This window comes from Streptomyces sp. B21-105, from assembly GCF_036898465.1.
In the GTDB taxonomy this organism is placed as follows: domain Bacteria; phylum Actinomycetota; class Actinomycetes; order Streptomycetales; family Streptomycetaceae; genus Streptomyces.
In genome coordinates, this window is record NZ_JARUMJ010000001.1 from 1,713,546 (window position 1) to 1,727,180 (window position 13,635).

7 protein-coding genes and 1 pseudogene are annotated in these 13,635 nt (G+C 66.2%); 7 read left to right on the top strand and 1 reads right to left on the bottom strand.

Translation table 11 applies throughout. The features are described 5' to 3' along the window. Positions 1–139: 139 nt before the first annotated feature. Together QA802_RS07485 and QA802_RS07490 are read left to right on the top strand one after the other, a co-directional pair. Positions 140–6,775 (top strand): RHS repeat-associated core domain-containing protein, encoded by a 6,636-nt coding sequence (locus QA802_RS07485; protein ID WP_334519040.1) that lies wholly within the window; start codon positions 140–142, stop codon positions 6,773–6,775. Positions 6,776–6,788: 13 nt separating this feature from the next. Then, complete coding sequence (locus QA802_RS07490) at positions 6,789–7,199, top strand: Imm10 family immunity protein (RefSeq protein WP_334519043.1); 411 nt, start codon at positions 6,789–6,791, stop codon at positions 7,197–7,199. Between the two features lie 121 nt (positions 7,200–7,320). Here the strand turns inward: QA802_RS07490 and QA802_RS07495 are convergent, their stop codons facing one another. Further along, positions 7,321–7,659: a type II toxin-antitoxin system HigB family toxin gene (locus QA802_RS07495; RefSeq protein ID WP_319171415.1), complete on the bottom strand. Its 339-nt coding sequence runs from the start codon at positions 7,657–7,659 to the stop codon at positions 7,321–7,323. Positions 7,660–7,863: 204 nt separating this feature from the next. Here QA802_RS07495 and QA802_RS07500 point away from each other — a divergent pair, with 204 nt between their 5' ends. The 5 genes and pseudogenes from QA802_RS07500 to QA802_RS07520 all read left to right on the top strand — a co-directional run bounded on the left by QA802_RS07500 (position 7,864) and on the right by QA802_RS07520 (position 13,022). Continuing rightward, positions 7,864–9,168, top strand: coding sequence for an IS701 family transposase (locus tag QA802_RS07500; RefSeq protein ID WP_334519046.1), 1,305 nt, complete (start codon positions 7,864–7,866; stop codon positions 9,166–9,168). Next, positions 9,092–9,841: a transposase family protein gene (locus QA802_RS07505; protein ID WP_334519049.1), complete on the top strand. Its 750-nt coding sequence runs from the start codon at positions 9,092–9,094 to the stop codon at positions 9,839–9,841. Before QA802_RS07500 ends, QA802_RS07505 begins: the two co-directional genes overlap by 77 nt. A 236-nt stretch (positions 9,842–10,077) precedes the next feature. Beyond that, the gene (locus tag QA802_RS07510) at positions 10,078–11,268 is read left to right on the top strand and encodes an IS110 family RNA-guided transposase (protein ID WP_334519052.1); all 1,191 of its coding nucleotides are present in this window, start codon (positions 10,078–10,080) and stop codon (positions 11,266–11,268) included. Between the two features lie 16 nt (positions 11,269–11,284). Then, positions 11,285–11,530: pseudogene (locus QA802_RS41485) on the top strand (IS701 family transposase); the annotation flags it as partial. A gap of 331 nt (positions 11,531–11,861) precedes the next feature. Further along, on the top strand, positions 11,862–13,022 hold the full coding sequence (locus QA802_RS07520; RefSeq protein ID WP_319171417.1) for a transposase domain-containing protein: 1,161 nt from the start codon (positions 11,862–11,864) through the stop codon (positions 13,020–13,022). The last annotated feature ends 613 nt before the right edge of the window (positions 13,023–13,635 follow it).

Genomic DNA, 13,635 nt, shown 5'->3' on the forward strand with positions numbered 1-13,635 from the left:
GCGCCAGCCTCGCATGCTGCCGCCCGCATCGCCGACGTGCCACGTTCTGCTGGACCGATCTATGACGACGCGCCACCCCTGCCTACGGCACGCCGCTCGGCGCTGCTGCTGGTGAGTGGCGCCCGACGAGCGGAAAAGGATGAATCGATACAGACTGCTGCTGCCCCGTGGCAGCAGCGCTTCAAGAAGACGGGCTTGGACGCGGCGGATTGCCGTCGTGGCCGGCTTCGTGCTGATGCCGGGACTCCTGACGCCCATCGCTGCGGCAGGAGCAGCGGACGCCCCGCTGGGGCAGCCTGAGCCGCCCGCCTATCAGGCGAACAAGGTCTCCCCGCTGACCATGCGGGTGAACAAGAAGACCGCGGCCGAGATGAAGAAGGCGGCGGCCCAGACCAGCGCGGCCATCTCGCGCGCCAGCGCCGACCAGGCGGAGAAGCCGGTGTGGCCCACAGCGGGCAAGACCACCGTGGCCCTGCCCGCCTCCGGCACGGCCAAGGCCACGGCCGGTACTCTCCCCATCACCCTCGCCCCCTCGGTCGGAACTTCGAAGAGCAGGAAAGCCGATCCGGTGTCGGGCTCGGTCACAGTCGAGGTACTGGACCGTGCTCAAACCAAGAAGCTGGGCGTGAAGGGTCTGGTCGTGAAGGTGACCGGCCCCGCAACCGGCGGGGCGGCCACCCTCGGCATCGACTACGGCCGCTTCGCCTCCGCCTACGGAGGCGACTGGGCGGGCCGTCTTAAGGCCTCGCGCCTACCGGACTGTGCCCTGAGTACTCCGCAGGCAGCCAAGTGCCGCGCATCCGCCCGGCTCGAGTACGCCAACCACCGCGCTGATCATCAGCTCACGGCACAACTCACCTTCCAGCCCATACCTGCGGCCCGTCAGAGCCGCGCCACGACAGCCTCCAGCTCTGGCCCGACGATGCTGGTGGCCCTGGCCGCGGGCGAAGCCTCCGCACGCGGTGACTACAAGGCGACCCCCTTGTCCGCGTCCTCGTCGTGGGAGGCCGGCGGCTCGTCGGGCTCCTTCACCTGGTCGTACCCGATCAAGACGCCGCCCGCGGCGGCAGGCCTGAGCCCCAGCTTGGCAATCTCCTACGACTCGTCCAGCGTTGACGGGCGCACCGCCTCCACCAACAACCAGGGCACGACGATCGGCGAGGGCTTCGACCTCACATCGTCCTTCATCGAGCGCAAATACGGTACTTGCGACGACGACGGCCAGACCGAGAAGCACGACCTGTGCTGGAAGTACGACAACGCCTCCCTGGTGCTCAACGGCAAGGCCAGTGAGCTCGTCAAGGACGACACCACCGGTCGGTGGCGGCTGAAGAACGACGACGCCTCCACCGTCACACACTCCGTCGGCGCCGACAACGGCGACGACGGCGACACGCTCGACAAGGGCGAGTACTGGACCGTCACCACCGGCAACGGCACCAAGTACGTCTTCGGCCTGAACAAACTGGACGGCGCCGGCACCACCGACCGCACCAACTCGGTATGGACCGTCCCCGTGTTCGGCGACGACGCCGGCGAGCCCGGCTTCATGGCCGGTGACACCTTCGCAGAACGGGCGAAGAAGCAGGCATGGCGCTGGAACCTCGACTACGTCGAGGACACTCACGGCAACGCCATGTCGTACTGGTACCAGGCCGAGTCCAACAATTACGACCAGCTCGGCGACGACACCACCGGCACGCCCTACATCCGCGGCGGCTATCTGAAGGAAGTCCGCTACGGGCAGCGCAGGGGCGCTCTGTTCACGACCACCGCGACCGCTCCCGCCGCATCCGACAAGGTCGTCTTCGGCTACGAAGAGCGGTGCATCCGCGAGCTGGGATCCGCCTGCAGCGAGCTGACCGAGACCAGCAAGAATGAATGGCCGGACGTTCCGTTCGACGCGATCTGCAAGGACGGCGACAATTGCACGGGCAATGTCGGCCCGTCCTTCTTCACCCGCAAGCGGCTGACCACCATCACCACCCACGCCTGGAACGCCGCCGCAGCCACTCCCGCGTTTGAGGCGGTCGATGAGTGGAAGTTGAAGCAGACCTATCTGGACCCCGGTGACACCGGTGACTCGGCGGACCAGTCGCTGTGGCTGCAGGACATCCGCCACACCGGCCGACACGGCACACCGATCACGCTTGACCCGGTCGTCCTCACGCACGAGTTTCTGGCCAATCGGGTCGACGGGCCGGCCGACGACATCCTGCCGTTCTACAAGCCCCGCCTGAAGACCATCACTTCCGAAAGCGGCGCGCAGACCATCGTCAGCTACCTGCCGGAAGACTGCGTCGCGGGCCGGACGATGCCGGCGGTCGACAAGAACACCCGCCGCTGCTACCCCGTCCACTGGGCTCCCAACGGCGGGAAGACCCCGATCCTCGACTGGTTCCACAAGTACCCGGTCCAGGCAGTGTCCGCCACTGCGCCCAAGGGCGGCCTGGAAGCGGTCGAGCACACCTACTCCTATGGCTCCAACGGTGGCGCCTGGCACTACAGCGACGACCCGTTCACCAAGGAGAAGGAACGCACCTGGTCTTCCTGGCGCGGATACGACCAGGTCACCCACATCACGGGTAAGGCCGGCAGCACCCAGTCCAAGATCGTCACCTACTACCTGCGCGGCATGAACGGCGACCGCGTCCTGGGCGCCGACGGCCAACTCGACCCGACCGCCCGCAAGAGCGTATCCGTCACCGGATTCAAGGCAGCCGCACTCACCGATCAGGACCAGTTCGCCGGCTTCACCCGCGAGAGCGTCGTCTACAACAGCGCCACCGCGATCAACAGCACCGTGAACACGCCGTGGTCCAAGCGCACCGCCACCCAGCACAAGTCCTACGCCGACACAGAGGCGTACTACCTGCGGACCGGCGCCACCACCACCCACACCTACATCACCTCAGGTGCCACGCCCTCTTGGCGCAGCCGGACGGTGAACACCAGGTTCGACGACACCTACGGCATGCCCGTCACGGTCTCCGACCGCGGTGACGACAGCCGACTGGGTGATGAGACCTGCACGCGTACCTGGTACGCGCGCAACACCGCGACCGGCATCAACAGTCTGGTCTCGCGGACACGTGTGGTGGCGAACGCCAACACCGACCCGGTCGCCGACCCCTGCACGATCACGGACGCAGAACTGGATCTTCCTGCGGATGCCGGCAGGCCCGGGCAGATCATTTCCGACACCGCGATCAGCTACGACGCCGCAGCCGAGTGGAGTGCTACGCAGCAGCCGACGGCGGGCGAAGTCCGCTGGACGGGCCGTGCCCAGGGCTACACCAGCGACGACCGGCCCCAGTGGCAGAAGACCGCCGCCTTCACCTACGACACGCTCGGACGGGCCTTGAGTGTCGCGGACACCAACGGCCTCGTCACCACGACGACGAGCTACGATCCCCCGGCGTCGGGTCCGCTGAAGTCGACGGTGGTCAACAACGCCCTGCAGCACGGGACCACGACACTCGTCGACTTCGCGACCGGCTCGCCGACCAAGGTCACGGACCCGAACGGCAAGATCAGCGAGACGGAATACGACGCCCTGGGCCGCGTCACCAAGGTGTGGCTGCCCAACCAGCTGAGAATCCTCAACCGGTCCCCGAACTACGTCTACACCTACAGCATCACCAGCTCGGCCATGCCCTGGGTGTCCACGGCCCAACTCAAGGGCGACAGCTCCGGCTACAACACCTCCTACACGCTCTACGACTCGATGCTGCGGCCGCGGCAGACGCAGACCCCGTCCCCGGGGGGAGGGTCGATCATCGGGCAGACCCTGTATGACTCGCGCGGCCTTGCGGTCTCGTCCCAGTCGGACATCTGGGCAAACGGCCTGCAGCCGTCGGGCACCCCGGTGGAGATCGATGGCGGACAGCCGCCGATCCAGACCGACACCGTCTACGACGGTGCCGGACGCGCGGTGCAGGCGATCACCAAGACCCGCAACGTCATCCGCTGGACCATCGACACCGCCTACTTCGGCGACACCGTCACCACGACCGCACCCGATGGCGGCCAGGCCACCGCCGTGGTCACCAACGCCCTCGGTCAGGTCACCGAAAGCCGCGAGTACGGCGGACCGCAGCCCACCGGCAGTGACTACACCACCACCACTTACACCTTTACGCCCGCAGGACAGCAGGAGACGATCACCGGGCCGGACAAGACCGCGTGGTCCTACCGCTACGACCTGTTCGGCCGCCTGACGTCCTCGACCGACCCCGACAAGGGCACCTCGACCACCGGCTACAACGGACTCGACCAGCCAGTCAGCACCACCGACGCCGGCCGCAACAAGACCCTGCTCACCGCCTACGACTCCCTCGGCCGCAAGACAGGCCTATGGGACGGCAGCAAGGACCAGGACCACCAGCTCGCCGCCTGGCAGTACGACACCCTCCTCAAGGGCGAGCAGGACACGGCCATCCGCTACGACGGCGGATCCGGCACGACCGGCAAGGCCTACACGCAGAAGGTCAACAAGCGCGACAGCCTCTATCAGGTCACCGACAGCAGCCTCATCCTGCCTGACACCGACTCGCTCGTGGCAGCAGGCGTACCCAAGACCCTGACCACGACAGCCCTCTACTCCGTCGACGGCAGCATCAAGCAAGTGGGCAGCCCCGCAGTCGCAGGACTCCCCACCGAAGTCGTCTCCTACAAGTACAACTACGCCGGCGTCGGCCTCCAGACGGGAGCCACCGGCACCAGCGGATACCAACTCGGCGCCACCTACGACCCCCTCGGCGCCCCCACCCAGCTCATCATCGGCACCGACAGCACCGACTCCGCCAAGAAGGCCTACCTCAACTACGTCTACGAGGACGGCACCCGCCGCCTGACGCAGTCCTACGTCAACACCGACGCCCACAGCTACCCGCTGCAGGACCTGCACTTCAACCAGGACGACGCCGGCAACGTCACCTCCATCTTCGACACCACCACCCTCGGCGGCACAGCCAAGGCCGACAACCAGTGCTTCGCCTACGACGGCCACCGCCGCATGACCGAAGCCTGGACACCGAAAACCGCCGACTGCGCGGCGACCGGCCGCACGATGACCAACATCGACGGCGCGGCCCCCTACTGGACGTCCTACACCTACACCCAGGGCGGCCAGCGTAAGACGGAAACCCAGCACACCTCCGCAGGCGACTCCACGGCCACCTACACCTACGACGACCCGGCAGACACCAAGCCCCACACACTCGACAAAACGACCGGCGCCCGAGCAGGCACCTACACCTACGACAAAGCCGGCAACACCACCTCACGCCCCGGCCCGACATCCCAGCAGACGCTGGCCTGGAACGCCGAAGGCGCGCTCACCAAGCTCACCGAGAGCAGCAAGGAGACCAACTACCTCTACGGCGCCGACGGCGAGCTCCTCATCCGCAGGGCCAAGGGCGACGGCGACACCGTCCTCTACCTCGGAGCCACGGAAATCCGCCTGTCCGTCAGCGGTACGACCAAGACCCTCACCGGCACCCGCTACTACACCGCCGTCGGCCAGAGCATCGCTGTCCGCACAGCAACCGCAGGCGTCACCGGCACCAAGCTCACCTTCCTGGCCGCCGATCACCACGGCACCTCCAACATCGCCATGGCGGCCGGCACCTACGCGCTCACCAAGCGCTACACCACCCCCTTCGGCACCGACCGAGGCACACCCTCCTACGGCCCCTGGCCTGACGACAAGGGCTTCCTCGGCAAGCCCCGGGACACCACCACCGGCCTGACCCACATCGGCGCCCGCGAATACGACCCGAGCGTCGGCCAGTTCATCAGCGTCGACCCGATCCTCAGCCTCGACCAGCACCAGTCCCTCAACGGCTACGCCTACGCCAACAACAACCCTGTCACCTACAGCGACCCCAGCGGCCTCAGGCTCTTCGAGGGCGACAACGACGGCTGGACCGACGCCGCCCCGGTTGGAGCTCCAACACAAATCGAAAAGAACAAGCAGCAGGTTGGAGAGAACCGCGACAAGAATCCCAGTTACTACGGCACTGCGCAGACAAATAGCTCAGGCCACACCAGTGACGATGAGGGCCTGAGCACTGGGCCACGAGAATCCAATGAGGGTTGCGGCTCCTGGGGCTTCCTTTCTGGGGTCTGCTCCACTGTCGGAGAGACCTTCTATGGACTGGTCAGCAATGTCCCGCATGCAGCGGAACAAGTCGGTTGGACCTTCGACAGTGACTGCTGGGGAAGTGGCGGGCCTGGTGCCCCTGGTTGTGATTACGGCGCTCAGTACGACAATTGGGTCGCGAGTCACGGGTATGACATCAACAGTGATGCCTACCAGGCTCCCAGTGCCCTGGCCGCGATATTTTCCCATAGACCGAGCTACTCAAGGAAGAATCGCTCGTTCGCTGGAGCAATGGTCGGCCCGACCACGAGTAAGACTCACTGGGCGCTCGTAGAGATACGAAACGCGGATGGCGAGCTGGTCGCTCAGTACACCCTTCGCAGCGGTTCTCAGACGCCTCAGGAGCGGGCACTGGGTTTCCCGCTCAATTCATCGGCGAGTCATACGGAGGCGCGGGTTACGCGGATGGCGGGAGCTACACCGAGTGTGCCTGTCCAAGGGGACCCGTATGCGAACCTCACACCAGCCAACCCTGGCGACACCGTAAGGATCACGGGGCTCGAACCTCCCTGCAACACCTGTCAGGGGTTCATGAGGAGTGCTGCCCAGCAAACAGGGGCCACGTTCGTGTACATTCACGATGGAGATACCTATACGTTTAAACCGTAGGGAGGTAAGTCTAGTGAGTCGACCTCAGTGGATCGTCAAGTTCGTAGGAATCCATGAAATGGGGCCCGAGTCGGCATTTTTGGTGGGGCTGGCAGAGAATGAGTTCGGCGATGGAAGCAACATCACTCTCCAGAGCGGGCTAGAGGAACCAGACAGTCAGCAACGCAAGCACGGATTGGACACCTATTGCATTCTCAATGAGACTGGCGAGATGCAATACGGTGGACTCGAAGCCGTTAGGTTGATGGAGAATTGCCTTGTGCTTAAATTTTCCTTCGACGCGGCCCAAACGCTTTCCCTCCCAGGCCGAGAATTGATTCTCGGAATCGCTCCGGAGGTCGACGTGGACGCGCTGCGAAGTGGATTGCGTCGAGCGTTGACGTGGGGGGATCCAGAAAGAGTTCCACAGGTGCTGGAGTTGTGAAAACCGCACAGAAGTAGAAACCGTAACCGTCGGCGTTTCCTTGTCGGCGGTTACGGTGGTTAACTAAGGACTCATGAACCCTATCAATTCGCGGCGGATGCCATATGCGAAGGCTAACCGGTTAGTTGCCAAAATAGGGCACAAATCCCTCCTCCTCTACGATTGGCTCGGCCCACGCGGCATGCGAGAAGACGGGGCGTTTCGTCACCTTGCCGTCAGTGTCGTCAACCAATAACATGCGGACGTGCGGTGTGAGGTGGATGAGATACCGCAATCCTTCGACTTCCACAGCGCCACAATCGCCCGCCTCGGCATCCAATGGAAATTCATCGACGAGCTCTACTTGCCACTGGGCCTTCTTTGCTAGGCGCACCCAGTCCTTCAGCGCTTGCTCTTGACTCGTGAAATCACCTACTCGCGCAATGATCCCAACTGGATCGATGCGATTGTCAATCATCATCGATACCCTCCTACTCTCTATCCGATCATGCGGCTAAGGTTGGCACGAGCCCCACGCCTCAACTTCATCATGGCATGTCATCCCCTTCGGCACCGACCGAGGCAGCCTTCCTACACGGCAGCTGTAGTTCCAGCGTCTGCGCTGGTCAGCGTGTTGCCGGGGCGGGTGAGGGCATGGGTACGGCCACCGTGATCATGAACGTTTGTGACGACGTATCAAGACGCGGTGGCCGTGGAAGCAACGATAGCCGAGCAGGCGTGGGGCGAGGCGTTCGGGAGGGCGATGCGGGCGGTCGCGGGCTGCTTCGCGCGACGTGAAGCCCGGGCGACGGCGGCGGAGTTCGTCGCGGGGCTGCTGCTGGAGGTGGACACGCGGAACTGCTGGACGCTCGCGCGGGTTCTGGGACATCCGGGCCCGCACCGGCTGCAGCACCTGCTCTCGCGCGCCCGGTTCGACCATGAGCGGGCCCGGCAGGAGATCGCCTGCCTCGTGATCGATGAACTCGCCGGGCAGAGCGTGGTGCTGGTGGCGGACGAGACGGGGGATGGGAAGTCGTCCACGGACTGTGTGGGCGCCAGCCAGCAGTACTCCGGTGCGATCGGCGGTGTGGGACTGTGCCAGGTGGCGGTGCATCTGGCGGCGGTCACCGCGACGACGAAGGTGATCATCGATCGGGCCCTGTATATCCCGGCGGACTGGGCCACGGACGAGGAACGCCGCGAGGTCGCCGGGGTGCCGGAGGAGACCGGGTTCGCGACGAAGCCGCAGCAGGCGTTGGCCATGGTCGCCGATGCGCTCGCGGCCGGGATCGAGGCCCGCTGGTTCGCGGGCGACGAGGTGTACTGCGGGCGCGAACTACGCCGGGGCGTACGGGCGCTGGGGCTCGGCTACACCGTTGGCATCGCCGCCACCTACCAGGTCACCGACGGGACCGGACGCCGGTGGGAGGCCCGCAGACTGATCAACAAGGTGCGGCCCGGGCAGCGGATGCGCCGGCAGACCGGACACGGCACCAAGGGCACCCGCGAGTACGACTGGGCCTGGCTCGACGTCCGCCCCGACGACGCTCCCGACGAGAACGGGAACCGGAACGAGAAGGAGGCCGGGACGAGTGTGCTGGTGGCGCGGCGGCACCGCTACACCGGCGAGGTGTCCTACTTCCGCTGCTGGGCACCCGGCGACGTCTCGCTCGGCACGCTGGTGGAAGTGATCTGTCGCAGGTGGCGGATCGAGGAGACCTTCCAACTCGCCAAGGGCTTCACCGGACTCGACCGGGGCCAGGTGACCTGCTGGAACTCCTGGATGCGCTGGTCACTGAGCGTTTTCAGAGCGGCCACCGGTCGGGTGACGAGGCGGCCTCCCGCAACGCACGAGGCCCCTGTGCCGTTGAGAGAGGTGTTCGACGTCTCAACTCATCAGCGCAGGAGCCTCGTTGGTTCCCTATCCTGCCGCACTCGACCTCCCGCACGCCCTGGTCGAGTGGGTAACCATGCTCATCGTCACCCGTGAGGGTGACCGTCGCTGCAAGCTCCCGCCTCACCAGCGTGCTCTCGTCGGCCTGGTCTACCTTCGCCGGCACGACACGCTCGAGCAGATCGCCGCCGGTTTCGGCATATCCGTCGGCACTGCCCACGCCTACGTCACCGCCGTCGTCGGCCATCTGTCCCACCGGGCGCCCGGGCTGCTGCGGGTTCTGCGGGAAACGGATCCCGATCACGTCCTGCTCGACGGAACACTCGCCGAGTGCGACCGGGTCGGTGACAGCCGGGCCGACTTCTCCCAGAAGCATCGCCGCCACGGCGTGAACGTGCAGGTCGTTGCCGACCCTGCGGGCAAGCTGCTGTGGATCTCGCCCGCGCTGCCCGGCCGCACCCACGACCTGACCGCGGCCCGCACCCACCGCATCATCCGGATCTGCGAACGCCAGGGCGTACCGGTCCTCGCCGACCGCGCCTACATCGGGGCCGGCTCATGGGTGACCACGCCGATCAGACGTCTTCCGCACCAGGACCTCACCGCGACCCAGCGGACGATCAACCGGGCCCTGTCAGCGGCACGAGCACCGGTCGAACGAAGCGTCGCGAGACTGAAGTCCTGGCGCGTCTTCCGCAAAGCCCGGTGCAGCCCCAACCGCATGACGGTCATCGCCGCCGCCGTCCTCACCCTGGAGCGTCAACGCTGAAAACGCTCCCTACGTTGTTCTGCGGGACGCGGTGAGCCCCTCGTATGGTTCACCCACCCAGGGGTGCCGGGTGTGGTTCAAAACGCTCTGCCGCTGGTGGCTTTCAGTGATTGGCCGCCCGGTGCCCCACGACGACTCGGCTGCCAATTAGGAATTGCGAATGATCGCTGAGTAGGGAATCGACAGCGAGGTCGTCCGTCGGGAGGCACCAGCACCACCCCTCACGGAGGCATCACATGGCCATGATCTGGGCCGGCATCGACGCAGGCAAGACCCATCACCACTGCGTCGCGATCGACGAGAGCGGCCACCGGTTGCTGTCCCGTCGCGTCGCCAACGACGAACCCGAACTCCTCGAGCTCATCGCAGATGTCCTGGACCTGAGCGACGAGGTGACCTGGGGCATCGACCTGGCCGACGGCGGCGCCGCCCTGGCCATCACGATCCTGTTCAACCACGGCCAGCCGGTGCACTACATCTCGGGCCGGGCCATCCACCGCGCCTCCGAGAGCTACCGAGGCGAAGGCAAGACCGATGCCAAGGACGCCGCGGTCATCGCCGACCAGGTCCGCATCCGACGGGACCTGCACCCCTTACGCACCGGCGACGAGACCGTCACCGACCTCAAGATCCTCACCGGCCGTCGCATGGATCTGGTCGCCGACCGCACCCGCACCGTCAACCGGCTCCGAGCCCACCTCACCGACATCTTCCCTGGTCTGGAGCGGGCCCTCGACCTGACCAACACCGGTCCGCTCGTGCTGCTGACCGGCTACCAGGCCCCGGCCGCCATTCGCCGGATCGGGGTCAAACGGCTGGAGACCTGGCTGCGCAATCGCAGGGTCCTGCGCGCTGACCGGCTCGCCGAGACAGCCGTCGAAGCGGCCGGGCGCCAGCACGCCAGCCTGCCAGGGGAGAAACTGACCGCCCAGCTCGTGCACACCCTGGCGGCAGAGGTGATGGCCCTCAACCAGCAGATCACCGAGATGGACAAGGCGATCGAGGCCCGGTTTCGCGAGCATCAGGACTTCGAAGTGATCACCAGCATGCCCGGCCTGGGCGTGATCCTCGGTGCCGAGTTCCTGGCCGCGACCGGCGGCGACATGAGCCTCTTCGGCACCGCAGACCGCCTCGCCGGCTTCGGCGGCGTTGCACCCGTTCCGCGCGACTCCGGCAAGATCAGCGGCAACCTCCGCCGCCCACGCCGCTACAACCGCCGGCTCCAACGCGTCTTCTACATCTCCGCGTTGTTCAGCATCCGTCACTGCGAGGACTCCCGCCGGTTTTACGAACGCAAGCGCGCCGAAGGAAAGCGCCACATCCAGGCAGTCCTGGCCCTGGCCCGCCGACGCGTTAACGTCCTCTGGGCCCTCCTACGCGACGGACGGCCCTACGAGGCCGTGCCTCCCACTGCCCTGGCCGCTTGACAATCGGCATTAGGAATCACTGTTCTCCCTGATCGCCGCCGCCGTCCTTGCCCTCACGGCCACCGCCGTCCACGACGCCGCCGAGGACGAGCCCGCGCTCGTCCCGCTGAGCTGCCCCGAGCTCATCCGGCTCCTGCGAGCCCTCGTGCCGCCGCCACCCGTCCGCGAGCACGTCCTGCACTGGACCGCCTGGCGGTGCCGTCACCAAGCCGTCGCGACCGCCTGCCACCAGCAACGACACCACCGTCACGACCAACCGTGATCAAGAACTACAGCTGCCGTGTCCTACGGCGGGCGACGGCGGGCCCGACGACAAGGGCTTCCTCGGCAAGCCCCGGGTTAGCCCTGATTCGCCCTTCGGGTGGTGGTGTGGGTCTGTCAAACGAACGGCTCTGTCCCATAGTCGGTGGTGACGCCGGGTAGTCGTCGGGGCAGGAGGATGCGGTGGCAGAGGAGGTCGAATCCGGCGCGTCCATGCATCTGTCTCATGATCCTTTTGGTGCGGTTGTTGACGCGCCTTCGGTGCGGCCGTTGCGGTAAGGCAAGGTAGAATGTCGCTTCCTTGCCCGGTGATCGTTTAGGATCCGGGGCTCGTGGCTCGTGATCATGTGGTGGGGGAAGGCTTCCCGGAGCTGATACGGATCGGCGCGTTGACGCGGGCGTTCACGCCGGAGCTGGTGGACTTCGCGATCGAGGAGGCCGGTGCGCGGGAACGCGCGGTGAAGTCGTTGCCCGCGCGGCTGGTGGTCTACTTCACCCTCGCCATGTGGCTGTTCACCTCGGTCGGTTACGGCGGGGTGCTGCGGGAGCTGGTGCAGCACTGGCCGCTCGAGCGGGGCGAGAAGTGGCGTCCGGCATCGACAGGGTCGCTGACCAAGGCCCGCTCCCGGCTGGGGGCGGGGACGCTTCGGGTGCTGTTCGACCGGGTGCGCGGAGCACAGGGCACGCCGGCCACGATCGGGGTGTTCTGGCGGAACCTGCGTCTGACCTCGCTGGACGGCACCACCTTCAACGTCCCCGACAGTGCGGCGAACTCCGCCGCGTACACCCGGCCTGTGACCGAGGCCCGGCAGGGATCCTATCCACAGGTGCGGCTGCTGGCCCTGGTCGAGTGCAGCACCCTGGCCGTGATCGCAGCGATCTTCGACTCCCTGGCGGTCGGCGAACGCACCCTGGCCACACGCCTGTTGCCGATGATCGAGCGGGGCACGCTGCTGCCGACCGACCGGGGCTTCCCCTCCTACGACCTGTTCACCGCAGCCGCGGGCCGGGGCGCTGATCTGTTGCGGCGCGCGAGCGCGTCGTTCGCCCTGCCCGTCATCGAGGTACTTCACGACGGCACCTGTCTCTCCCGCCTCAACGGGCCACGCGGACAGCGCATCACCGTCCGGGTGATCGACTACACCGTGCAGCCCCATCGAGTTCGAGGAGAAGCACTACGCCAACCAGGCGACGGCCGAACAGGTGAACCTGAACCCCCATCAACCCGCCCTGACCAGCTAGTCAGCACCTCCCGCACAGCGGGGGAGCCTCACTCTCCGATGACGTGCGCGAGCGGCTCGCCCTGGCCCTCGCCGATGCCTGCAACGACCCCTACGCCTCCACCACCCCCTTCGGCGAGGACGACAATGTCATGCGCATCCTCGTCCTCCCCGACGTCATGGCCGTCCTCCTCGTCACCAGCGCACTCGGCACCGTCCGCGTCGTCCAGATCGACCACTGATCTCGCCACTGCTGCCTGTCGGCAACACTGACGGCAACCGGACCCGTCAACGGCGTACGCCGGCGAACTTCCGCGGACTCACCGAACGGTACTGACCTGCGAGAACGCTGGTGAAAGGGATCCGTACAGCACACAGCGGCTGGCAGTTGCTCCACTGCCAACGCACCAGTCTCCGCCGGTCGGAATCCCGCTGCTGCCACATATGACAGCGCGGCCGGCCCAAGCACCCGAGCGACCGGAAGAGCCTCCCCGGCCAAGGCGCTATCCAAAATGGCCGCCACCGGCAGTCTCTCCAGTGCGTCACGGACGATCCGGGCGGCACTGTCACTCGGCGCGGTCACGATCGCTGATCCGCCCAGAACGACCACTCCGACCCAGCCGACCGGGCACAGACCGGACCGCGGGGAGACCACCACGTTCACACCGCCCGGCTGGGCGAACGACACCGGCACCTGGGCCAGGTGCTCCCAGAGCCCACGGGCTCGAACCACCAACGAACCAATCGACATGGTCCCGATCCTGCCAGCCGAAGCAAGCTGCTGACCTGGGAATTCACGAGAGGCGCCAGTAGCAGCTGAGGCGCGGCGAAAACTCTATCGACGTCGCACTCGGGCGACCGGAGCGACTGAGATCACATGAGATAG